General features: G+C 34.8%; 23 protein-coding genes. 15 read left to right on the top strand and 8 right to left on the bottom strand.

The window, feature by feature from the left end; all coding sequences use genetic code 11:
* The first annotated feature begins 141 nt into the window (after positions 1-141).
* The 7 genes from FG382_RS00860 (at position 142) to FG382_RS00830 (ending at position 7411) form a co-directional block, all read left to right on the top strand.
* Entirely contained in the window at positions 142-936 is a 795-nt protein-coding gene (locus FG382_RS00860; RefSeq protein ID WP_142536988.1) for a DUF4097 family beta strand repeat-containing protein, read from the top strand.
* A gap of 159 nt (positions 937-1095) precedes the next feature.
* Entirely contained in the window at positions 1096-1902 is an 807-nt protein-coding gene (locus FG382_RS00855) for a YitT family protein (RefSeq protein WP_142536987.1), read from the top strand.
* 150 nt (positions 1903-2052) lie between these two features.
* Positions 2053-3660, top strand: coding sequence for a spore germination protein (locus FG382_RS00850; protein WP_142536986.1), 1608 nt, complete (start codon positions 2053-2055; stop codon positions 3658-3660).
* Between the two features lie 18 nt (positions 3661-3678).
* Complete coding sequence (locus FG382_RS00845) at positions 3679-4866, top strand: Ger(x)C family spore germination protein (protein ID WP_142536985.1); 1188 nt, start codon at positions 3679-3681, stop codon at positions 4864-4866.
* Between the two features lie 6 nt (positions 4867-4872).
* On the top strand, positions 4873-5097 hold the full coding sequence (locus FG382_RS00840; RefSeq protein ID WP_142536984.1) for a hypothetical protein: 225 nt from the start codon (positions 4873-4875) through the stop codon (positions 5095-5097).
* A gap of 38 nt (positions 5098-5135) precedes the next feature.
* Complete coding sequence (locus tag FG382_RS00835; protein ID WP_142536983.1) at positions 5136-6245, top strand: GerAB/ArcD/ProY family transporter; 1110 nt, start codon at positions 5136-5138, stop codon at positions 6243-6245.
* Positions 6246-6295: 50 nt separating this feature from the next.
* Positions 6296-7411 (top strand): GerAB/ArcD/ProY family transporter, encoded by a 1116-nt coding sequence (locus tag FG382_RS00830; RefSeq protein WP_142536982.1) that lies wholly within the window; start codon positions 6296-6298, stop codon positions 7409-7411.
* Positions 7412-7471: 60 nt separating this feature from the next.
* Here FG382_RS00830 and FG382_RS00825 read toward each other — a convergent pair whose 3' ends face one another.
* Together FG382_RS00825 and FG382_RS00820 are read right to left on the bottom strand one after the other, a co-directional pair.
* Positions 7472-7891 carry a universal stress protein gene (locus FG382_RS00825; RefSeq protein ID WP_142536981.1) on the bottom strand — a complete coding sequence of 140 codons (420 nt, stop codon included), beginning with the start codon at positions 7889-7891 and terminating at the stop codon, positions 7472-7474.
* A gap of 21 nt (positions 7892-7912) precedes the next feature.
* Positions 7913-9370 carry a SulP family inorganic anion transporter gene (locus tag FG382_RS00820; protein ID WP_142536980.1) on the bottom strand — a complete coding sequence of 486 codons (1458 nt, stop codon included), beginning with the start codon at positions 9368-9370 and terminating at the stop codon, positions 7913-7915.
* Between the two features lie 249 nt (positions 9371-9619).
* Here FG382_RS00820 and FG382_RS00815 point away from each other — a divergent pair, with 249 nt between their 5' ends.
* The 6 genes from FG382_RS00815 to FG382_RS22865 all read left to right on the top strand — a co-directional run bounded on the left by FG382_RS00815 (position 9620) and on the right by FG382_RS22865 (position 17141).
* Positions 9620-10540, top strand: a complete 921-nt coding sequence (locus FG382_RS00815) for an aminoglycoside phosphotransferase family protein (protein ID WP_142536979.1) — start codon at positions 9620-9622, stop codon at positions 10538-10540.
* 31 nt (positions 10541-10571) lie between these two features.
* On the top strand, positions 10572-11936 hold the full coding sequence (locus FG382_RS00810; protein WP_142536978.1) for a sigma-54 interaction domain-containing protein: 1365 nt from the start codon (positions 10572-10574) through the stop codon (positions 11934-11936).
* 177 nt (positions 11937-12113) lie between these two features.
* Positions 12114-13433, top strand: a complete 1320-nt coding sequence (brnQ, locus tag FG382_RS00805; RefSeq protein ID WP_142536977.1) for a branched-chain amino acid transport system II carrier protein — start codon at positions 12114-12116, stop codon at positions 13431-13433.
* Positions 13434-13465: 32 nt separating this feature from the next.
* Positions 13466-15067 carry an amidohydrolase gene (locus tag FG382_RS00800; protein ID WP_229677329.1) on the top strand — a complete coding sequence of 534 codons (1602 nt, stop codon included), beginning with the start codon at positions 13466-13468 and terminating at the stop codon, positions 15065-15067.
* A 598-nt stretch (positions 15068-15665) separates the two neighbouring features.
* Positions 15666-16610 (top strand): tyrosine-type recombinase/integrase, encoded by a 945-nt coding sequence (locus FG382_RS00795; protein ID WP_142536976.1) that lies wholly within the window; start codon positions 15666-15668, stop codon positions 16608-16610.
* Between the two features lie 345 nt (positions 16611-16955).
* A complete protein-coding gene (locus FG382_RS22865; RefSeq protein ID WP_211356353.1) occupies positions 16956-17141 on the top strand; it encodes a hypothetical protein in 186 nt (61 codons plus the stop codon).
* Positions 17142-17155: 14 nt separating this feature from the next.
* Here the strand turns inward: FG382_RS22865 and FG382_RS00790 are convergent, their stop codons facing one another.
* Together FG382_RS00790 and FG382_RS00785 are read right to left on the bottom strand one after the other, a co-directional pair.
* Positions 17156-17347, bottom strand: a complete 192-nt coding sequence (locus FG382_RS00790) for a hypothetical protein (RefSeq protein WP_142536975.1) — start codon at positions 17345-17347, stop codon at positions 17156-17158.
* A gap of 56 nt (positions 17348-17403) precedes the next feature.
* A complete protein-coding gene (locus tag FG382_RS00785) occupies positions 17404-18282 on the bottom strand; it encodes a hypothetical protein (protein ID WP_211356352.1) in 879 nt (292 codons plus the stop codon).
* 255 nt (positions 18283-18537) lie between these two features.
* Here FG382_RS00785 and FG382_RS00780 point away from each other — a divergent pair, with 255 nt between their 5' ends.
* Positions 18538-19086, top strand: a complete 549-nt coding sequence (locus FG382_RS00780) for a GNAT family N-acetyltransferase (RefSeq protein WP_142536973.1) — start codon at positions 18538-18540, stop codon at positions 19084-19086.
* Between the two features lie 66 nt (positions 19087-19152).
* Here the strand turns inward: FG382_RS00780 and FG382_RS00775 are convergent, their stop codons facing one another.
* Positions 19153-19971, bottom strand: coding sequence for a GNAT family N-acetyltransferase (locus tag FG382_RS00775; RefSeq protein ID WP_142536972.1), 819 nt, complete (start codon positions 19969-19971; stop codon positions 19153-19155).
* Positions 19972-20244: 273 nt separating this feature from the next.
* Here FG382_RS00775 and FG382_RS00770 point away from each other — a divergent pair, with 273 nt between their 5' ends.
* The gene (locus FG382_RS00770) at positions 20245-21204 is read left to right on the top strand and encodes a nucleoside hydrolase (protein ID WP_142536971.1); all 960 of its coding nucleotides are present in this window, start codon (positions 20245-20247) and stop codon (positions 21202-21204) included.
* A gap of 5 nt (positions 21205-21209) precedes the next feature.
* On the opposite strand, the gene FG382_RS00765 is transcribed toward FG382_RS00770, so the two are convergent.
* From FG382_RS00765 to FG382_RS00755, 3 genes are read right to left on the bottom strand one after another with little or no spacing between them, the layout of a single operon-like run.
* Positions 21210-22334 carry a Ger(x)C family spore germination protein gene (locus FG382_RS00765; protein ID WP_142536970.1) on the bottom strand — a complete coding sequence of 375 codons (1125 nt, stop codon included), beginning with the start codon at positions 22332-22334 and terminating at the stop codon, positions 21210-21212.
* Positions 22321-23442 (bottom strand): GerAB/ArcD/ProY family transporter, encoded by a 1122-nt coding sequence (locus FG382_RS00760; protein WP_142536969.1) that lies wholly within the window; start codon positions 23440-23442, stop codon positions 22321-22323. Before FG382_RS00760 ends, FG382_RS00765 begins: the two co-directional genes overlap by 14 nt.
* Before the next feature lie 16 nt (positions 23443-23458).
* Complete coding sequence (locus tag FG382_RS00755; protein ID WP_142536968.1) at positions 23459-24988, bottom strand: spore germination protein; 1530 nt, start codon at positions 24986-24988, stop codon at positions 23459-23461.
* Positions 24989-25024 lie beyond the last annotated feature (36 nt).

Raw genomic sequence — 25024 nt, 5'->3', positions numbered from 1 at the left:
GACTGAAAAATGCTCTTACTTCTTTTTCAGTAGTAATACGTCTCAAGACTTAGAGAAAGTCACTGCTCCAGACCATTTGAATATTTACCATCCACTATATAATAAGATGTATTAAGGAAATATTAAATAGGAGCTGACAAAATGAGTTTAAAAAAGATTGCAATTATTGGTATATTTGTGTTATTAGCTGGAGCAGCTATAAATATTATCTTAAACGTCACAGATACTTTCGTAAAAAAATCAGATGAAATTGTCATAGAAGATACTGATTTTTCAAAGATTGAAGTTTTAGCAGATAATGCAGCTGTGGAATTTTTACCATCAAAAGAAAATAAAACGATTGTATCGTTTGCAGGTAAGATGAAGAAAAAATTGAACTATCGTTTAAGTGCGGATGTTAATGGTGATACATTAAATGTTGAGCTAAAAGAAAAAGGCTGGCATTTTATCCAATTTGGTTTTTCTTCTTTAAACAATAAAATCTCTATACAAGTGCCTGAAAAAGAATATAAAGAAATTAAAACCGAGGTCGATAATGGACAAATAATCATAAAAAACATGCAAGTGACTGTAGTGAATCTTGAATCAGATAACGGCAGAATAGATCTTGCAGATATTGTTAGCGAAAATGTAAGGGTTCAAACTGATAATGGGAAAATTGCCCTTAACAATGTTGAAGGCTCTATCCATGCTGAAACAGACAATGGTCAAATATCATTAATCACAAACAACCTGGACCGAGAAATAACGTTAGAAACGAATAACGGACTAATTAGCATTCAGGCTAGTCAGGAGCCGACGAATGCAACGATTTTTGCTAAAACAGACAATGGAAGAATAAGCATTTTTGATAAATCAGCAGAGAAAACGACGTTTGGCAAGGGAGAAAATAAAATCAATTTAACAACGGATAACGGCATGATCACAGTAAAATAAAAACATAGATCATTTAAGAACAACAATAATTGACTTGCATGATTTTCTTTGTTAAATTTATTGTTATATCACTTAGAAGAGAATATTCTTGTATTTACAAGTAAGACTCGTCCTAATTGGGCGAGTTTTTTTCATCTGGTTGGAGGGGAACATCATAGAATGAAAAATTTAATAGTCGTTGTGGGCTCCCTGATTATTGCATTTGCCTTTAATTTATTTTTAGTGCCTCATGAAATACTAAGTAGTGGGGTTAGTGGGATAGCCATTTTACTTGGGTTAATCACTCCATTTGATACCGGGTTACTGAACTTCATCCTTAATCTACCATTACTTGTATTAGGTTATTTCAAGCTGGGGAAAAAAATCACGTTGAATACACTCGTTTGTGTAATTTCCTTATCTATTTTTTTATATTTCCTACCCGCCCAATCCATTACTGATAATGTATTACTATCTTCCATATTCGGTGGTATAATAGGCGGAATTGGAATTGGAGTAATTTTAAAATATTCAGGTACTTCAGGCGGAATGGATATTATTGCAATGATTATTTCAAGAAAAAGCAATATTCGTGTCGGTTTACTTTTAACTGGTATGAATGGGCTCATCGTACTTATCTCAGGTGCAGTATTTAACTGGGAAATCGCATTGTATACATTGTTATCTATTTACTTGACCGGTAAAATGGTAGATACAATTTATACGAATCACGAAAAGCTGACGATGCAAATCGTTACAACTTCTGGAGAAGAAATACGGAAAGAATTACTTAGCTCGATTTACCGTGGGGTGACGATTACGGATGGTTATGGTGGGTTTACTTTAGAAAAAAAGCAGATTTTAATGATGGTTGTTACCCGTTATGAAACAATGCAGATTAAACAAATCGTTCGTAAGCATGATGAAAAAGCATTTATTAATATTTTTGAGACAGTTGAAGTCGTGGGTGAATTTGCTAAAAATTAGATATTATGATTGCTTCGCACAATCAAGCCGATGTTCCTATATGAAGGAATATCGGCTTTTTTAAATTCTCGATGAAAGGGATATTTTCACATGAATTTGGACAAACTTTATCAGTGGATATAAAACTTTTTAGAGTAAGCGAGGGATACTATGGGATTTTTTTATGAGAAGAAAAATGATCAGTTAAAACCCACTACCCCTTCGAAGAGTCAAACGAAGGAACCTATTGAAAAACAAATTTTAAAAACGAACCTTCAAGATAATTTAAAAACCATAAAGGATACACTAGGTGAAAGTACTGATATTGTAATTCGTGAGATTTTAATAGGAAATAAAGGGACCGTTAAAGCAGGAATAATCTATACTGACGGTTTAAGTGATGCGCCTTCTTTACAAAACTTCATAATGGAAACATTAATGCTAGATATTAAAGATACAGAGGTAGAGAGCGAAATTACTCCTAATCCTGAACTAATGAATACGTTAAAAGATTTTGCCATGACTGTAGGTGAAATAAAAAATGTAACACTTTTTGAAGATTTATTTACTGCCCTTTTATCAGGGGATGTAGTTCTTTTGTTAGATGGCTTTTCGGAAGGGTTTATGATTGGTAATAAGCGTTGGGCTGAACGTGGAGTTACAGAAAGCACAACCCAAACTGTAATAAGAGGTCCAAGGGAAGCATTTTCAGAAAATATACGTATAAATACCGCTCTGATACGACGAAAAATAAAAGATCCGAATCTTTGGATGGAAAGCCGAATGATTGGAAAGCTAACGAAAACGAATATTGCGGTAATGTATATTAAAGGCATTGCAAATGACGATATAGTAGAAGAACTTCGCATGCGTTTAGATCGCATTGACATTGATGGCATTCTAGAAAGTGGGAATATTGAGGAATTGATTCAAGATGCGCGAATCTCTACTTTTCCAACTGTTTATAATACAGAGCGTCCTGATGTAGTCGCTTCAGCCCTATTAGAAGGCCGAATTGCCATAATAGTCGATGGTACACCGTTTGTGTTAACCCTTCCTGCATTATTTGTTCAGTTCTTTCAATCTTCAGAGGATTATTATCAGCGCGCCGAGTTTACTAGCCTTGTTCGATTCTTACGGTTTTTTTCGTTTGCGATTGCATTACTTGCCCCCGCTTTATTTATTGCTGCCACTACTTTTCATCACGAAATGATACCGACAGCACTCCTTATAAACTTGGCCGCCCAACGAGAGGGTGTCCCATTTCCTGCTTTTATAGAGGCGCTTATAATGGAAATCACCTTCGAAATTTTGCGTGAAGCTGGTTTAAGAATGCCAAGAGCTATCGGTTCAGCGATGTCAATTGTAGGGGCTTTTGTAATAGGTACTGCAGCGGTAGAAGCAGGTTTGATTTCAGCAGCGATGGTAATTGTCGTCTCTATAACAGCTATTGCTAGTTTTGTTTCTCCAACTTATGATATGGCGTTTACTGCCAGAATTTTACGATTTATATTTATGGGACTTGCAGCTTCATTTGGTTTATTTGGAATCACAGTTGGTTTAATTGCGCTTATTTTACATTTGTGCAGTATACGTTCGTTTGGCGTTCCTTATATGTATCCAATAGCTCCTTTTAATCTGACCGATCAGAAGGATACTTTTGTTCGTCTTCCTAAATGGAAAATGTTTACTCGCCCCCGTTTAATTAGTCAACAAAATATTAATAGTCAGCAACCTCCAGATGTTGCAAAGCCAGAGCCAGAAAAGAAAAATGAGTGATAGTAGGGTGATTGGTTAATGAAAAGAGGCATCTTTATATTACTGATTCTTAGCATCATTCTTACGGGTTGTTGGAATCGGAGAGAATTAAACGAGCTAGCCATTACTCTAGCTTTAGGTATTGATAAATCAGAAGACGAATACCTAATTTCCGCACAAGTCGTTGTGCCAGGAGAAGTCTCCTTGACGGGGGGGAAAGTGGGTTCACCAGTAACCCTTGTTCAAGCTAGAGGAGGAACTGTATATGAAGCCATTCGAAAAATGACTAAAAGCTCACCGAGAAAAATATATCCAGGACATCTTCGAATGCTTGTATTGGGTGAATCTGTAGCCGAAGAGGGGATTGGAGACCCCTTAGATTTAATATCTAGAGATTGGGAATTTCGCTCGGATTTCTATGTTGTGGTAGCAAAGGAAGATACAGCAGAACATATTTTGAACATTCAAACACCACTAGAAAACATACCAGCCAACAAAATGTTTAACACACTTAAAGTGTCTGAAGAAAACTGGTCAGCTACCTCAGGGGTAACAATAGATGAGCTAATAGTGGATCTAAGAAGTGAGGGAAAAGAAGCCGTGTTAACAGGTATCCTAGCAACAGGAAAGCAAGAAGGTGGATCAAGTAAACAATCTTTGGAAACAATTTTGTCTAATATTAATATTCAATATGATGATTTGGCGGTGTTTAAAGATGATAAACTAGTGGGTTGGTTAACAGAAAATGAAAGCCGTGCCTATAACGGAATTATAAATGAAGTTAAAAGTACTGTAGCTGCTATATCTTGCCCTAATGAGGGAAAAGCAAATATAGAAGTTCTTGATTTCAAATCAAAACTTAAAGGCAATGTCAAAAATGGAAATCCGGAAGTGGATATCAATGTGAAGATAGTGGGAAATATAGGGGCGATTGAATGTCCAATTGATATTAGTAAACCCGAATCAATTGAAGCGTTGGAGAAAATCTACGAAAAAGAAGTGGAAGAGACAATTAACAACTCTATTACAAGCGTACAAGAAAAATATGAGGCAGACATTTTTGGATTTGGAGATGCTATTTACCGATCAAATCCAAAAGAATGGGAATCATTGAAAAATCAGTGGAATCAGCATTTTACAGAATTGCCAGTGACCATTAAAGTAGACGTCAAGCTTCGGAAAACTGGTACAGTAAATAATTCCATTACTGAACCGAGAAAGGAATAACCAAACATGCTAAAAAGCATAGGAATACTAATAATAGCTGCCATCATCGTATATATTGAAGTTCCATCTCTCTTGAAAAAAAAGTATAAAAAAGAGCTAATTGTATTTTCAATTATTCTTACGATTGGCGTTGGAATGAGTATTGCACATAGTTTTGGTAAATCTATTCCAAATCCAATAGATTTTTTAACGTTCATTTTTAAGCCACTACATGATGCGATAACTCGTTAGGTAAATTAGAACAAAGAGGTAGGTGGAGAGAACATACGATGCAAAAAGTTAAAATAAATTCTTATCAATTTTTAGTTTTAGTTATCTTATTTTCGATTGGTACGAGCATCTTAGTCGGACCATCAGCTTTAGCCGCAAAATCGAAGCAAGACGCTTGGATAGCAGCATTAATAAGTACAGGAATCGGACTATTAATCGTATGGCTTTTCACAAAAATAGGTCTTTGGTTTCCTACCCTTACCTTTGTTCAGATGAATGAAACTCTTTTTGGAAAATGGATAGGTAAATTCTTTTCTTGCTTATTTGTATTCCTAAATCTACTATTTACTGCTATTTTATTGTATTATTCTGGTTCATTTCTTACTACGCATTTAATACCAAATACACCAATGGCAGCGACTAATATTCTTATGGCTTTAATATTAGTAATGGCGGTCCGTCTTGGACTTGAGACATTCGCTCGTTCTGCAGAAATTTTTATTGTTATATTTTTCTCCCTATTTATATTATTAGTCATTTTTATCTCTTCTGAAATCAAATTTGAGAATATTGAGCCAATATTTGAGAGAAATATAAAAGATATCGCTCAATCTTCCCTATTAATGCTCGTCGTGACTTCTGTCAATGCTGTTAGTTTATTAATGATTTTCCCGGCTTTAATTAACCAACCTAAACAAGCAAAAAAATCCTTTTTTATTGGAAACTTAATAGGTGGACTAGTTGTCAGCATCATCACCATTTTGTGCATTTTCGTCTTAGGATCCGATGCAACTGCTAGACAAATATATCCAAGCTATGGATTGGCCAAAAAGATAAACGTTGGGAATTTTGTGAATCGAGTAGAGGCTTTAATGGCAGCTCTCTGGATTATTGGTCTTTATATTAAAATGGTTCTTTATTTCTATGCAACGGCTTTAGGCATAGCGCAAATTTGCAACTTGAAAGAATATCGTTCGTTAACCTACCCGTTAGGGATTATTGTCGTTGTTCTATCGCTCACACTTTTTTCTAATGTGATGGAACAAGAACAATTTGATACCACTATAGCTATATATATTTCATTGTTGATCGGACTACTTTTACCCCTTTTGATGGTATTCGTATATGCAATACGAAAAAAACAATTTAAAAAAGATGGTGGTTCTTAAAAACTTATTATTTCGGGTAAGTCAGAGCGAAAGGAGAGATGGAACAGTAAATGTTGCCAAACGTAAAAATAAACTCGTACCAATTTCTAGTATTAGTCATCTTATTTACGATTGGTACGAGTATCTTAATTGTTCCATCTGCTTTAGCTTCCGACTCTAAGCAGGACGCATGGATTGCCGCAATATTTGGAACGGGAATCGGACTTTTGATTGTATGGTTTTTCACAAAAATAAGTCTTTTTTTTCCAAACCTTACTTTTGTTCAGATGAATGAGACTCTTTTTGGAAAATGGTTAGGTAAATCCTTTTCTTTCTTGTTTGTATGCATGACCCTTTTATATACTGCTATTCTTTTGTATAATTCTGGGACATTTCTTACCACTCATCAAATGTCGAATACACCTATAGCAGCCACTAATATACTTATGGCGGGTATTTTGGTAATGGGAGTTCGACTTGGACTTGAGACAATCGCTCGTTCTGCAGAAATTTTTATTGGTGTTTTCTTCCTCCTTTTTATTATATTAGTGATTTTTATTGTACCTCAAATTCAATTTGAAAACCTTCAGCCCGTATGGGAGGTAAACATTAAAAGTTTAGCCCGTTCATCGTTACTATTAATTGTTGTTTCTTCAGTAAATGCAGTAAGTTTATTAATGATTTTCCCGGCCTTTATAAACAAACCTAAATCCGCGCAGAAATATTTTTTAATTGGAAATTTAATAGCAGGAATAGTTATTATAATAATCACGCTTTTGTGTATCCTCGTGTTGGGAGCTGATTTAACAGCAAGACAGATGTTTCCAAGCTATGGATTGGCTAAAAAGATAAATATCGGAAATTATATTAACCGAGTAGAAGCCCTAATGGGGACGCTTTGGATTATTAGTCTCTATTTTAAAATGGTCCTTTATTTTTATGCATCCGTTTATGGGTTGGCACAAATTTTCAACTTGAGAGATTATCGGGCTTTAACTTATCCGTTAGGGATGATAGTGGTGATCCTTTCGCTAATTGTTTATCCTAACGTAGTGGATCAACAGAAATTTGAGACGACTATAGGACTATATTTTTCCTTAACGATTGGATTCCTTTTGCCCCTTTTGATGGTAATTGTATATGCTATACGAAAAAAACAATTGAAAAAAGTTACGAAAGCATCGTAACTAAATATTTATTGATTAAAAAACCCTGCCTTTTAATATAGGCAGGGTACATTTTTATACTTATTTAACTATTAATACAGGACAGTTGACTCTTTTGCCTACTTTATGACTCACACTTCCAAGTACCATTTCTTGCAATCCATTTAAGCCTCTCGAACCGATAACGACTAATTCAAAAGCATGTTCATTTGCGTACTTAATAATAGTTGGGCCAGGTTCACCTCGTAAAATGTTAGTTGTGTATGGAATATTTTTCACTTGTAACAGTTCTTGTACAGGGAATAATCTTTGACGACGTGAAAAATCGAGTTCTTCTCTTCCTTGCGTGTGCAATATCTCATTCTTTGACTTGGAGAAGTCCACTACATATACTACATCTACTGTACATTCAGCATTCATAGAAGCTATTTTTATAACTTCCTCGGCTGCTCGAAGTGAGTTTTCCGAACCATCAACTGCTAACAAAATTTTTTCATACATTTTGAGCACCTCCATAAATAGTTAATCGGAAATCACAAACGATTTATTGTGAATAGTAAGTTTTTCAACTAACTTTTCACTAGAAGAGTCTAGTCCTTTAATGGTTACATTGTTTTTGTTCTCATTATATTTATTAACAACTTTATCTATAGCACCGACAGCAGAATCATCCCAAACATGCGATTGTCTAAAGTCGATAATAACATTTGTGCTTTCTATGGAGTAGTTAAATGCATCGACAAAATCCTCTACAGAAGCGAAAAATAATTGACCTTCAATCTTAAAGTGGGCGTGATCATTCATATAGTTTTCCGTCACTTTAATTTTCGCTATCTTTGCTACAAAAAAGATTGCACTTAAGATAACTCCTGCTATAACCCCTTTGGATAAATCATGTGTTGCTACAACGATTATGACAGTTGCAAGCATCACAATTGCATCCGTGCGAGGAGCTTTACGTAAGTAAGTAAAAGAAGACCAGTCGAAAGTACCGATACAAACCATTATCATAATACCTACAAGAACTGGCATTGGAATTTGTACTACTAAATCTCCTAAAACAAGGATTAAAAACATTAAAAACAAACCTGCAACAAACGTAGACAGTCTTCCACGCCCGCCTGACTTCACATTTATGACGGATTGACCAATCATTGCACATCCAGCCATTCCTCCAAAGAAACCAGTAACGATATTGGCAATACCTTGTCCCTTTGCTTCTTTATTCTTATTACTATCAGTTCCTGTCATATCATCCACGATTGACGCAGTTAGTAAGGATTCTAATAAACCGACAATCGCTAGGGCAATGGAGTACGGGAATACAATAGCAAGTGTTTCAAAATTGAAAGGGATATTCGGAATAAAAAATTCAGGCAAGGATTTCGTAATTCCTCCAAGATCACCAACCACTTTCATATCTATTCCAGCATACAAAGTAACCGCTGTAAGAACAACAATCGCAATAAGCGGGGCAGGTATAGATTGTACAAATCTAGGAAGCACGTATACGATGACTAATGTAATCCCTACAAAAACATATGTCACAGTGGACTCTCCTAGAATATGTGGAACTTGAGCTAAGAAAACTAGGATGGCCAATGCGTTGACAAAACCAATCATCACAGCTCGAGGAATAAACTTCATGAGCTTTGCTATTTTAAAAACACCAAATAGGATTTGAATAACACCTGTTAAAACAGTCGCTGCTAGTAAATAATCATGTCCATACTCTTTTACAAGTGGGACCATCAATAGAGCCATTGCACCTGTAGCTGCAGAAATCATAGCAGGTCTTCCTCCAACGAATGCAATCGTAACTGCTATTAGGAACGAAGCGTATAATCCAACCATCGGATCAACACCAGCAATAATAGAGAAAGCAATTGCTTCTGGGATGAGTGCTAACGCTACTACAGCTCCAGATAAGATGTCCGCTCTCACATTGGAAAACCATTCTTTCTTTATTTTTTCTAACACTAAATTGTTCACCTCATCTATCTTTCCATTTCATTTGTTTTTATTCATCGTATCAGTTTAACATTGTTCTAAACAAAACAAAATAAAATATTTTTTGAGGGTAAGGACTGTATTGAAATGAGAAAACTTAAGAGACTTAGAATATAAATATATTGATAGGAGTTAAAACGTGTACGATAATGAAATAATATAAAGAGCATATTTAAGGGAGATTTTATTTATTGAAGAATGTAGAGGTGTGTCTATAAGATGATGAAATATCCAAATGAGTTTGTACAGAAAGTAACTGGTGCTTTTGGAAATGTAGGAAAAGAATGGCTAAGTGAATTGGACTCGATTGTTCAAACGTATCTGGAAAAATGGAATCTTCAATCCGTAGGTCCAGTAGAAAACTTATCGTATAATTATGTGCTAAAAGTAAAAGGTGAATATGGAAACCGAGCAATTTTGAAGCTTGGTGTGCCAAATTATGATTTTAAAAATGAAATTCGTACACTTCAGACGTATGATGGTGAAGGCTGTGTTCAACTTTTAAAAACGGATTCGACAGATGGTGTAATGCTTCTAGAACATTTACTGCCTGGTACTATGCTTGCAGGAGTTGAAGAAAGACTTGCTATTAAGCATTTTGTAAAGGTTTGGACTGACATACGGAGAAAGGTTGAAAAAAACGCAAATCATCCAACGGTTGAGGATTGGATGCAGGCTTTCGACCGTTACTTAGAAGTTTATCCAAGAAACGAAGGACTTATTTCTACGGAAAAAATTCAACTCGCCAAAAATTATGCTTACGAAATTACCAATTCTTCCGAAGGAATCGAGCTTTTACATGGCGATTTGCATCACGAGAATATATTATTCTCGGATGAATATGGATGGATAGCTATTGATCCGAAGGGAGTAATTGGAGATCCTTATTTTGATTTTGTTTCATTTTTAACAAATCAGTTAATAGATACATTCAATCCAAAACAATTATTAAAGCAGAGAGTTAGCTTACTTAGCGAAGAAATGCAATTAGATAATGATCGACTCCTAAAAGCAGCTGTCGCCATGTCCATGTTATACGCTTGTTGGGGCTTAGAAGACAATGATCCGAATTGGGAAAATTCATTTAGATGTGCAAAGTGGTTTGAAGAGTTAAGAGGTCTTGATAAATTAGATAGTTGAGGGTTTAGCAATTGAAAGGATGGACAAATAAATGAGTTTTGCAGAACTAAATCATTTATCTGATTATGACAATGTGTTAGTAGTAGATGCAAATGGCATTACAATCTTTTATGATTTAGCTGATTTGCATATATTAAAGCATCTAGGTCTCAAACCCGAAGAGTTTTTAAGAAAAAGTGTGACATCCTTTTATAAAAACTTATCGATAGAAGATAGTACTTTAATGACAGTATTAAGAACTGGTAAACCGTTATGGAATGCAAAGCAAGAACTAACATCCAATAATGGCTTCACATATACTTCAAGAAGCTCTACTTTTCCTATTCATAATGGAACTTCCATAGTAGGAGCTATTGAATTTTCAAAGCACTACTACCAGAAAGAAGATATACAATTACTTGATCAATTTGCAAGTCATAAAATGTATAGAAAAAATAATACCATTTATACAATTGACAATTTAATTTCACAGAGTAGTGTGATGGAAGAAATAAAGAATAAAGTACGCAAGGTCTCTATTACCGATTCGACTATCCTAATAAATGGCCAAACAGGAACCGGAAAAGAAATTATTGCACAGTCCATTCATAATTTAAGTAGTAGATATACTCAACCATTTATCTCGATAAATTGTGGTGAAATACCTCCCACTTTCATAGAACATATACTGTTTGGAACGGAGACAGATCCATTAACCTCCACACCTGATATACTCGGTATCTTAGAGCAAGCAAACGGAGGAACAATCTTTCTAGATGAAATTAGTGCTTTAGATATTAAGCTCCAAGCAAAATTATTAAAAGTAATTGAGGACAAACTAATCCGACGTGTAGGTGGAAAACAGGATATTCACTTGAATATACGTGTAATTGCAGCTACCAACGAAAATCCTGAAAAATTAATGAGAGAAAAACTATTACGAGAAGATTTGTACTACCGATTAAGTGTCTTTCAATTAGATTTGCCACCATTATCTGACCGGAAGGAGGATATTACTGCACTTATTCATTATTTTATCGAATTTTATAATCGTCATATGCAAATCAAAATTGAAAAATTGGATGATCAAGTATTACTGGCTTTTCAACAATATAATTGGCCGGGTAATGTAAGAGAACTTAAGAATGCAATAGAAACCGCGTATAATAATGCTAGCTCAAAAGAGATACACTTATATGATATTCCAGCAAAAATAAGAAACTACTCCAGTGTATTGGAGAAAATAACTATTTCCGAAGATAACTTTAACTTAAAGGATAAAGTGGAGGAATATGAAAAAAACCTTATTGTGATAGAGCTAAGTAAGACTGGAGGAAAACTTGCAGAAACCGCCAGAAGATTAGGAATATCAAAACAATTATTAAAATATAAAATGGAAAAATACGAATTGAGGTAAAAATATTTTTACCAAAGGGGGTGAAAAATTTACCTCCTTTTTTTATTGGACATTATTGATTAAGATAAAATCAACTATTAGAAAATTAAAACATTGACTTCTACAATTAGATGCTTAAAAAGTCAATTATTTTGTAAGGGTTTTCAATGGGGATAGAAAGAGAAGAGGGGAAATGGAATGAAAAAATCTATTCAACATAGCATGATAGTGGGATCCGCATTATTTGCGATATTTTTTGGTGCTGGTAATTTAATATTCCCAGCGTCTATTGGAAATGTTTCTGGCACTGAATGGGTGTTCGCATTAATAGGGTTTTGTATCACAGGCATTGTTTTACCACTTTTAGCAGTCGTTGCCATTTTAAATGCAGGAGGAAAATTTGAAGATTTAACAAGACCGATTAGTCCATGGTTTTATAAAGTGTTTAATTTATTATTAATGGTTGGTATTGGAATGTTCGTGACTATTCCACGTATGTCTGCAACAACGCATGAGTTAGGGGTTCACCAGCTGTTTCCAAAGGTTCCCTCTCTAGTCACGATTATTGTGTTTTTTGCCATTTGTTTTTATTTTGCTATGGATAAATCTAATGTTATAGATAAAATAGGTAAAATTCTCACACCTGTGTTAGTTATAGCACTTTTGCTTATTGTGGGAAAAGGTATTTTTGATCCAATCGGTGTACCAGTTGTTACAGAAATAAATAATGCTTTCTCCAATGCTTTTATAAGTGCTTATCAAACTGGAGATGTCGTAACTGGAATTTTTTGCGCACCTATCTTTATAGCTGCAATAACTGCTTTTGGTTATAAAGGAAGGCAAGCCCGTTCGATGGCTATAACAGGAACGCTTATCGCTGGTTTAGGATTATTAGTTATATATGGGGGATTATTATTTCTTGGAGCTTCAGGTAGTGGTTTTTTCCAAGGTGGTATTGAAGACACTGCTTTAGTATCAAACTTAATAGAATTATCTCTTGGGAATTTTGGTTCTATTGCTCTAGCAGCAGCAATTGCATTAGCGTGTTTAACTTCCGCTATCGGAGTAATTACGGTAATCGCTGATTTCTTGAATGACTTAACGAAAAACAAACTAAGCTATCGTATATGGGTTGCTGTTGTATGTATTGTTGGTATGGGAATAGGTTCTGCTGGCGTTGGAGCTATCACTTATGCAATGCCAATCTTTACAGCATTATATCCAGTTGCAATTGTATTAGTGATTTTAGGAACTTTCCGTCATTTCGTTCCAAATCCAGGATCTTACCAAGGAGCTATTTTATTAACGTTTATCGTAAGTCTATTTGAAACGATAGCCTCATTAGGATTAACGATTCCTTTTTTGACTGACATTATTGCAAAATTACCTTTAAGTTCAGATGGTTTTAGTTGGTTAGTACCAGCAATTGTCGGATTTATTGTTGGTAGTATTCTTTATATAATTATTGGTCCAAAAAATAACCCTGCAGATACTCTTCATTCTGTAGAGGTTGAATAATCTAAACTAGAAATATAAAGGAGACTTACATCATGGAAATGAAAAAACTAATGTTTATTAACGGTAAAATTTTTACGTCCAATATGGAAAAAAAATATGCGAATGCGATGATTATTCAAAATGGTAATATTGAATGGATAGGTAACCAAGAGGAAATTCAAAACTTTGAAGAAGTGGTAATTGACTTAAAGGGGCGCCGAGTGTTACCGGGAATTATTGATGCACATATGCATCCCCTATTACTTGCTAATTTTTCTAAACAAATTGCATGTACTCCTCCGTTAGTTTATTCCGTAGAGGACATGATCCGTGAATTTAGGACAATGATTGAGGAAGATTGGATTGAAGGTTGGGGTTATGACGAAGGTAAGCTTAAAGAGGGACGGGCGCCAAACCGACAGGATTTAGATAAAGTTTCTATAGACAAGCCAATTGTCGTTACCCGTACATGTGGACATATCATTTCTGTGAATAGTAAAGCACTTTCAATAGCTGGTATTAGTAAAGATACACCTGACCCTGCTGGGGGAAAAATCGACCGAGATAAGAATGGCGAACCAACTGGCATATTACGAGAAAGTGCTAGATTATTAGTGTTAAATAAAATGCCACAGCTTTCCATGGAAGAGAATGCTTCTCGACTTGCTGAGCTGACACAATCTTTATATGCACACGGTATTACAGCAATCACAGACCTTATGGCTAGCCATAAACCGATGGATTATGTAGATATATATACACTAGCAAGAGATAAAGGTTTAACTCAAAATGTTGTTTTATATTATATGTGGCATGATTTAAAAATGAATCCTATTTTAAATGACGAAAACACGGATCGGAAAAATCCTATTCATATTGGTGGAGTGAAACTATTTGCAGATGGAAGTGTATCAGGAAGAACAGCGTGGGTCAATCCACCTTTTCTTGGTGAAGAAGATAACTACGGTATTTCAACTACTTCAGAAAATGAACTGTTAGAAGCGGCTGAGCATGCCAAAAAACATGGTGTGCAATTGGTGGTCCATGCAATGGGCGAACAGGCGATTGATTTAATCGTGAACACATTTTATGGAAAAGAAGCTTGGCTTCAAGATGGTCCGTCCATTCGTATCGAACACGCCGCTATGCCTACAATGCAGGCTATAGATCGTGCGGCAGAAATGGGTATCGCTTTTGTTCCGCAACCTATTTTTTTATATGCAGAAATTGAAAGTTATCTGAAAAATTTAGGTTCTGATCGAACCAAAACAACCTATCCAATTAAATCAATGTTAAATTCGGGTATTCCAGTAGCGTTTTCCTCTGATGCTCCAGCCACTGCATGGGCAGATCCAGTAAATCCTTTTGTTGGTATCAAATCTGCTGTAACTCGTGTTGCTTATGATGGTACGAATACAGGTGATACCGAAAAAATTGATGTCGAAACTGCAATTGAACTCTATACAAGAGGTGCTCAATACATTACTCGCCTCCCAAATGTTGGTCAGTTAAAAGAAGGTTATCGTGCAGACTTTATTGTGTTAAACAAAGATATATTAGAAGTATCTCCCGATGAAATTGATAAAATATCTGTCGAAGCAACCTTTTTGAAAGGAGAATTAGTGTATCTCAAAGAAGGAGTTCCTTCTATTTAAAATATGCACCGATAATCTAAAATTGCAGATGAGGAGCTAACAAGTTGGGGGCTGCCAAGTTTTTTAATGCAGGTGTGGAATGATTGATACAAAAAGAATCAAATAATTTAATGGATATACCATATAATTCAAAAAGTAATGTTTGAATTTAATTGCAAAAAGACCGTTAGATGCACTGTTCGGTCTTTTTGTGTATTCAATATTTTATAGATATTTCAATTAAGTGAAGTGGCACTATAAAAATAGCTATTACTCAGTAAGTACGAAAGGACCGTAGCTCAAATGAACGAAGTTCCTATCCGCGAGTTCTAATGAATTGAATACAATGCCTTCATTTTTAAAGTAGCTATAAATCGTTCTTCATTTACTTTCAACACGTTAATTTTTAAAGCCGTTTACCTACAATTACACACAAATAAAAAGATAAACGCCTCTAAGAGCGAATTTGAAGCATCCCTAATTTATTCCATTTATTATTAAAAAGATTGATGGGTAGGGAATTTTTTTATGAAAATCTACTTAAATTCCAATAAGGTTCCCAAATTCATATTTGGGAACCTTATTTTGTGATAAACTAGGAGAGGAAGAGGTGGAATAAATGCCGAAAATAGTAAAAGACTTTTTAGTATATTTAACAACTATAAAAGGAAAATCGATGCGAACACGAAAAGAATACGAATATGATATCGTTTTGTTTCTGCGCTTTTTAAAAGCGCTAGAAAATGATATTGATCCTGCCAAAATGGAAGACATAGATCTAAAAGATATATCGATCGACTTTATCCGCGAAATTTCTTTAGAAGACATATACTTATTTTTGGAATTCTGTGAAGTGAAACGAGGAAACAGTGCGGCAACGAGAGCACGAAAAGCAGCAACCATAAAATCATTCTTCAAATATTTAAAAGGGAAAAGAAGATTAATAGAAGAGAATGTAGCAGATGAATTGGAAACACCAAAAATCGGGAAGAAAAAACCGATTTATATGAACCAAGAAGATGCGGAAATTTTTATCAAAGGCATTAAAAGAAATAATCATTACTATCGTAATTACGCGATGATTATGTTCTTTTTAAACTTAGGACTCCGTGTATCGGAGTTATGTAGTTTAAACTTAAATTCGATTCAGGATAGAATATTGCATGTAATAGGGAAGGGAGACAAGGAACGAACAGTCTTCTTAAACAATGTTTGCATTCAATCGCTTGAAGTTTATATGTTAAAGGAACGCAAGTACATACAAGGGGCAAATACAAACGAAGCCTTATTCTTATCTCAAAAAGGGACAAGGTTAACTCGTCAAACAGTCGCCAAGATTGTAAAACAAATAAATGCGGATTCTGGTTTGAACAAAGAGAAACTAACTCCACATAAGCTCAGACATACTTCAGCTACGATAATGTACAAAAATGGAGCTGATATCCGTAGTTTGCAGCATATACTTGGTCATACCAGTGTTTCCACGACCCAAATTTATACACATGTGGAGGATAAAGAAATACAACAGGTAATTGAAAATAATCCTTTTAATCAATTAGGTTAATATAATTATATTATGTAAAGTAATTAATAAATAAATGGTGCGACTACAGTGTCTGTTATGGTCGATGCTTGAGCTGAAGTGAAAGCTCGATTCATCGGCCCACACACTTAGACGTCATTTCATTGGTCTGCGAGTTGGGATGACATATAAGTAAAGGGCACAATTTTTCTTTTTTCTTATTGAGATTCCGTAAAGTTGTTAATCCACCATCCACGTTTCACTACAGAGAACTCAAAATTTACAATGTAAAAGCTTTTCTCGACGATTTGAATAACATTTAGAAAGAAGGGAATATACTACAATATACGCATACGGAAAAGTTAATGGAAAAGGAGGCGTCGTACCTTGAAGATATCGGAAATTTACAAAAGGTATTTAAAAGGAGAAAAATTTAAAAGCATAAGTGAATTAAATCTGCGAAGTTTGCCAATAAAACATGCAGCTGATTTAGTTGGATCCTCCCCGATTATGCAAGAAATAGCCAAAAAACATTCGAAAAGTTTAAGACATAATAAAAAACACCCGCTTTAAAGAGCGGGTTATCATCAATTACTTTTTTGAAAGTTCGTCATTCGTCTTACTAATGGTTCTGACTTACTTAATTGGATTGGCTTAACGATATCACCAGTTATATTTTTCACATTTTTAGATTTTTGTTTTGCGCTAAATCGGCTCAAATTCCTTGCTGCACGTTCTTTAACTTCATCGGTATTAATTGGAGTTTTGACATTTACCATATATATCACTCCTTTTCTCTATAGTACATTATTTTTTTGCAATAGGTCAAGAGAAGTTATTCTACGTTCGTACTCTCATTAGTGTTTGTCAAGGCAACCATATATTCGATATTTTCGAGATTTTTACTTATAGTTTTATGAAGCAGTTCAAATAAATACTTGTCTAAAATGTCAAACGAATAGGAATAACTTTCAATTACAGTAATATATTCAGTGTGATTATAAGGAAAATAGAATATAAGATAGCTTTTCTTTAATAAATTATCTTCATCGATTTTATTACAAACCGCCGCTTCGCCAGATTCTTTGGATTCCTCTACTAGATCATGCAATTTTTCAGGTGCTGTACTATTATATATTTTATACGTAAATATACCATTTATAGGATGATTTTTGTATCCAAGTTGTGTTTCAGCTAGGAAATATTCTAATACTTCTTTAAAGTCTATTGTAGATTGAGACAAAAAATCAAACGTTCTTCCAGATGCATCATCCCCAGTGAAATATGCCATAAGCCGTGCTTTAGTTCCGCTTATTTCAACAGTTTCTATTGCCGCAAGTTCAATATTATCTACCTCAAATTCAAGATTTAAAAACTTAAATCGTTTTAATCGTTTAAAAGCAACAGGTATCGTTAGAAATAAAAGCAACCAAATGAAAAGTAAGAAGAGTCCGCGAAAAATGATTTGATTGAAATTCGATTCCACAAAAGGTTGAACAATAATTGAAAATGCTGTTTGTTTCTCTGGTTGATTGCTGACATTTATATCTGCTTCGGGTGTATGAATAGACTGATTGTTATTGCTAGTATTTTCAGTTTGTAGAAAAAAAGCTTTCGGATTATCTTTCAATGTAGTGAAACCTATTAGGATCGATGCTATGATCATCCACGCTAAAATAAGAGTGATTCCTGCTGTATAAAAGTACGGAATCAAAAAATTTAGCCATTGAAAGAACGTTCTTTTTTCTGTGTTTGTATTCATAAGTTGTTTTTCTCACCCCATTTTCTTTATAAATTTAGTGTATAGATATTTCTTCCATCTATCAATACAGAAATACATTTGTGAACACTCTAATCGACGAAGAAATACATAATATTATTATGTAAACTAAATTATTGTTTTTAGTTTCTGAATGTTTGATATAATAAGGAAGTGATAGCAGATTAATCTATTTTAGGGGGGCTTACTTTGTTTACATACGATATTGACGAGAAAACAAAACTAAAAATGCTCGATTTACGGGATGCTGAACATTTGTTCGATTTAACAATTGGCTCAAAAGATAGCTTGAGAGAATGGCTACCATTCATCGATTTCACCAAGACCGTTGCAGATACACAAAACTTTATCCAGTCAACGATGAAACAATTTAGTGAAAATAATGGAGTGCAGGCAGGAATTTGGTATGATGGAAAGCTTGCTGGTGTTCTTGGATTTCATCACATTAACTGGAGTAATAAATCAACTAGTATTGGTTACTGGCTTGGAGATGATTATGTTGGTTCAGGTTTAATGACCAAATCGGTTAAAGCCTTTGTCGATTACGCACTAAACGACTTGAAATTAAACAGAGTAGAAATTCGTGCTGCTGTCGAAAACAAAAAAAGTAGAGCAATCCCTGAAAGACTAGGTTTCACAGAAGAAGGGTGTATTCGTCAATCAGAGTGGTTGTATGATCATTATGTTGACCATGTAGTTTATGGAATGTTGAAGAAGGATTGGGAGGAAGAAATGTAAATCTATTCAATCAAAAAAACCCTGCTAGTTAATTTAAACAATTAATAGCAGGGTAGAAATTATTATTCAATTATAACTATAGTAATCTTGGGCATGTATGACGACAAAACCAACCGATTCATACAGCTTAAGTGCATTTGCATTAGTTGTTTCAACCTCAAGATGTACAGAGTGACCTGATGTCGATTGTTCTTTCACTACTTTTTGTATTACTTTCCGGCCAATACCATTTCCTTGATGGGTAGGTAGAATGGAAAAACCATAGATCCATGCTTCTCCATTTTCTTTTTTCACTCGAATTTTTCCGACCGTTTCTTCATTCACATCAATCATGTACATAGCATTGTCACTATCTCCATTGATTCTGCTTTCCATTGCATGTGCGTCTTCTTTCGTTAAACCAAATGCTTCCACATCCAATCGAACGCGCATTTCTAAATCCTTTTCATTTGCTTGTCGCAAAGAAAAGCCACTTACTTCATCCAAAAGTTTTTCTTTCCACTTCATTTGATGCTCTGTGAGTACATAATTTGCACCAATTGTTTTTAAGAACAGTTTTGCTTCTGTAGAACTTGTTGGCGCATTTAATAAGATTTTATTAAATTGAGGTTGCTTAGCAATCGTCATTGCTTGTTGAAATAGTCTTGCGAAATTTCCCTTTCGCCGTTCTATAGGCTTTACCATACCACATACTTCTATAGTAGACCCGAACGGATATAACCCCAAAAAGGCTACTAACTCATCATTTTCATATTGAAAGAAGTCCAATTGAGTGGAAGTACGATTTCTAAGCATTTCCCAATTTAACTTCAGTTGGATGTTATCATGCTTTTCACATTCTTGTTGAAGTTGGTCAATATCTTCTAATTGTTTTTTCGTTAACATAAATTACTCCTTTATCTAATGTATGGAGGATTGTTTCATTCCTTTATATTTTACATTAGCAAAGCTGTAAAGCAAGAGTCTTCGGATAATTTAATCATCTTAAAATAGAAATGCTAAGATAAAGGGGAGTTATATAATTATATTATGTTAACTCATTTAATGATTTTTCTTTAAGTAGCAAATGAAGGACATGTTAGTAACCAGAATAAAGACAAACTACAACCGCATAGTATATTAAAATAAAATTGAAAAATAGAAAGTTGAGGGATCTCCTTGGGAAAGAAGGTATTATTATTTGGAGATATAGGCATTGATGACACAGTCGCTCTCATTTACGCAAGCTTAAATAAAGAGGTAGAGATTGTAGGAATAGTAGCCGATTATGGGAATGTATCAAGAGAGGATGCAGTTTCTAATATTCACTACTTAACAAAAGTATTTGACTATCCTAATTTTATCCCTATTATACATGGGGCGGATGTGCCCTTAACGGGGGAGCAGCCAGCTTTTTATCCAGAGATTCATGGAGAACATGGATTAGGACCTATTATTCCCAACGACGATCAAGAATTTGAACTTGAAAATTTTTTTGAAATAGTGAAAGTCATAGAAAATTACAAGAATGATTTAGTAATTGTCAATATTGGTCGACTTACTTCTTTAGCAACAATGTTTATTCTCTACAGGGAATTGATGAATAATATTGAGGAGTATTATATTATGGGTGGAGCTTTTGGTGTACCAGGAAATGTAACAACCGTTGCGGAAGCAAATTTTTATGGGGATCCGATTGCTGTGAATATTGTGCTAACTTACGCCAATAATGTCACGATTATTCCGTTAAATGCAACACAAAAGGCGATTGTTACACCTGGCATGGTAGATTATATCGACCAATTTGGGAAAACTAAAATCCTTAAATCATTGATGGAATATTATACTCGCTTTTATCAGGAACGTGATCCTTCTTTACAAGGCGCACCTGTCCATGATGTTGTAACATTAATGGCGGTAATACACCCTGAAATGTTCACCTTTAAATCATATCCCATCAGTATCGTACTTGACCTTGGAAGTCCTGCGAGAGGGCAAAGCATTGTGGAGAATCATCATTCCAATACGCAAAAATCGAACAAAAATAAAACACATCGAATTGCTTTTGATTTAAATTATAATGTATTCTTTCAACATTTTTTATCGGTCATGATTGGTCAACATCTTAATGGTGAGTAATTTGCTTACTCAAAAACGCCATCTCTAAGTATTTCAAACTTAACCTTTACATTTATCTTCATATTTTTATACATTTCATGCCATTTCTCTTTCGTCAACTCAGAGTTTCTCACCGAGCTTCTATATGTATCGCCAAAGCCAAAGATATCCGATTGAACGCTTTGGGATTGAGCAACAATCCTTGTTAGCTCTTTTGATAAATTTTTACTTACCGCACTTTCAAGTCCTTCGATTACTTTTGGATCTCCTGTGTTTATGTTAGGATGTACTTCTAATAGTCTTGCTTTAATTTTTAACTGTACGTCAAACTCGGGGGTAGCCGGATCCACTAACTTCAATGTTCTTTTTGAGCGAATTGCATCAAACGCTACTGGCATTTCGGTAATCGTGTCTTTCATCAAAGCGGGAGGGATATCCTCTTTTGGTAAGATAGTTTCAAATATGCCTGCCTTAAAACTATCTCTCATGATTTTCAGATAAAAGCTATCTTCCACTGGAAGTGCGCTTACCATTTTACCACCATTGAATAAGGCAACACCTGTCAATTCGACGAATTCTTCCTCTCGTTTTATAATAGGCATCGCAATATCTTTGCCCTTCATATAGTAATCGTGTGCAATTTCATGCAAGGTAGAAGAAATCATGTGTTCATTTTTTATATTTTGTTCCATTAATCTATAGATATGTTGACCAATATCATCTATATTTTTATATTCATGTTGAAGTAATTCGGAAGTGTCTCCTTCGACAACTGCCAAATACAGCCCATTACTAACAGACGGATTTTCGAGGAGGGAGTCTATGTAAAAGTGAAGGTCACCTTTTGCCACTTCTTCGCCAAACAAAACGACTCGCATTTGACCGATCGTAATTTTTTTGGATAATCTTCGATTGGCTTTCAATCTATTTCCTTTACTTGTTTCGTTTTCCGTTGTAATCACTTCAACATTACTTTGAAATTCAGGGTTTATTTCTCTAACAACCGCAGTTGTTGAAATTCTTTCTTCTGTCCCGACATCATAGCCTACTAAAGTGGTTAATCCTACCCGATCCAATATATTTGTTTCTGTACACCCGACTAAAATGCTGACTAGAAAAAGAAGAACAAAATAGATCCTAAACTTTTTCATCACTTTGCTCCTTCTTTGATGTAAATTTCTTTTTCAGCATCACTATGAACAATAAAATTATAGGATAGACAAAGATTATATAAAAAGCTATATTTCCAAATTGGGTATTAATCATATTTATTTGGGTCCTACTTTGTATAAACATTGTCGCTATAAATACAACGAGGGAAAAAATCCAAACAAATTTTGTTCCACTAATCTTAATAACTCTTTGTGCACCGCGATAAGCAGCCCATAAATAAAGACATAGGTTCGGTAGGATGATCAACATCCAAAAACAAATTGCCACAAATTCAAATCGTTCCATAAAAGGAAAACTAATAAAGCTGAATAAAGTCAATGTTGCCCAGATCGTTTTCTCTAACTTTCCTTCACTATAATATGTGAGAGAGACGAGCATTACAATGAGATAAATGACTGTTGTGAATAACAAGCTAAAATGTACATTCTTTTTTACATTTTCTTTATCTTTTACAAAAGGATATATAATTTGAATTATTTCAAATCCTATAATCGTGAAGGCCATCGATTTTGCGCCTTTTAAAATAGCACTTATATCCTCTTCTAACATTGGGTACAGAGCCTCTGTATATGCATATTTTAAAGGAAACAATAGCATTGGGATAATCCATAAAGCGAGCATAATACTAAAAAAAGAAACGCCAACAATTACCCGAAGTCCTCCTGAAAATGCATATATAATAATTATTATTAAAGTCGCAGAAAGAAACCACGTAGCTAATCCGGGAAAAATCCATGTCTGAATAACTTCAATATAATTTCGCAAGACAGAGAAAAATGCGATACCACAATACAATATATAAATAACATTAAAGAAATTTCCAATCCATTTTCCGTAAACTTCTTGATGGATTCCATAAAGATCGTTGGTCCCGTATATTTCTAATGTTTTGATCATACATAAAGCGACGATATGAGTGGCCAGACCTGCAATAAGAACAGAAATCCAGGCATCTTTTTCTGCATCTTGATAGACAACACGCTGAAATCCATGAATACCAACCCCGATTTGAGCGCTATGCACTACAAAAAAAACTAAAGAAGCATTAATCATATCTTTCGGGCTAAATTGTATAGAACTTTTCATTTATTCCACCTTCAGTTCAGCTTTTTTCCGGTTTTACAGGTTCAGGATCGAATTTCTCTTGATCAGCCGGTCTTGTGAGGGACGCTCTTTTCGCTACAAATGGCAAGGGAAATTTGATAATGCTATCCCGCATATCTTTCAGCCTTGGTGGATAATAAGGAGACAAATAGGGTGCTCCCAAGCTTGATTGACGTAAAAGATGGATGAGTATAAAACAAAAGGCAAGCATTATTCCATAAAATCCCCAAAATCCAGCGATTAAAATGATAGGGAAACGTATGAGCCGGATGACATTCCCCATCGTATAACTTGGTGTTGTAAAGGAAGCTAGTGCACTTAAAGCAACAAAAATAAGTAAAATATTACTCGTAATTCCTGCTTGTACGGCTGCTGTCCCAATAACTATACCCCCTACTATACCAATTGTTTGACCAATCTTTGTAGGTAATCTTGCCCCAGCTTCTCTCAGCAATTCAATGATCAACTCAAGAAGTAATGCTTCAAATACAGGCGGGAAAGGGACTAACGCCCTCGATTCACTCAATGGAACTAAGAGGGCCTGGGGTATTACTTCATAATGAAATGTAAGCGCGCCTACATAGATAGGTGTTAGAAAAACAGAGAGAAAAATTGCAGTAAATCTTAGTAAGCGAGCAAATGTGGCTACTTGCCATCGTAAATTTTGATCTTCTCTACTCTCAAAGAATTCAACAAACGCTATAGGACAAACTATTGCAAGGGAGCTGCCCTCGACTATGATCCCCAATTTACCATTTAAAAGACCATCACAAAATCTGTCTGGTCTTTCTGTTAAAAGCATTTGAGGAAAAGGCGAAAGCGTGTTGTCATCAATCATTTCAAGAAGTACGGCGCTATCTAGTAAAGAGTCCACATCCACATCTTGTATCCTTTGGCGAAGTGTATTAACCATTTGATCAGAAGCAATGCCGTTCATATATAGAAGAGAAAGGGAAGTATGTGTACGCTTTCCAACCTTCAATTCTTCATTACACAGATTGGGACTTATAATATAGCGACGAATCAAAGATATATTAGTGGAAAGACTTTCATTGAACCCGACCTGCGCACCAATTACTTGTGATTCATTCTCAGGTGTTGATAAACTCCGAGATTCTCGTTTAGGTATAGGTGCCAACACCACTTGTGAATAACCATTCACATATATAAGAACACTTCCATTTAAAAGTGAAGCTATTGTTTCCTCTAGCTGACTAGATATATTCACCTCTGGAATCGAAAGAATAGGCCAAATGGCTTCTGGCGTTTCAAAAAAATTATTTTGTAGATTCGTTATAATATGCTCGTTTAAAGTCTGATCATTTACTAAATTATTTATGTAAATAAGGGTTAGATTCGGTGGAATAGATTTAATGACTAGATCAGCTGGATTATTGGTAGTATCTTTTATTAATTGAGTAAAGTCATTTTCAGAAGGAGCAATCAATTCTACTTTTTCTTTGACGGCATTCATTTCTTTATATGGTTGCTGTTGCTGTTTTTTTTTGAAAGGTAGTTTAAATTTCATGTGGAATAGTAGCTCCTCTCATTCGTTGCTTAGTTT

The sequence above is a fragment of the Psychrobacillus lasiicapitis genome, assembly GCF_006861795.1.
Classification (GTDB): Bacteria; Bacillota; Bacilli; order Bacillales_A; family Planococcaceae; genus Psychrobacillus; species Psychrobacillus lasiicapitis.
This window is presented reverse-complemented; position numbering and strand designations above follow the sequence as displayed.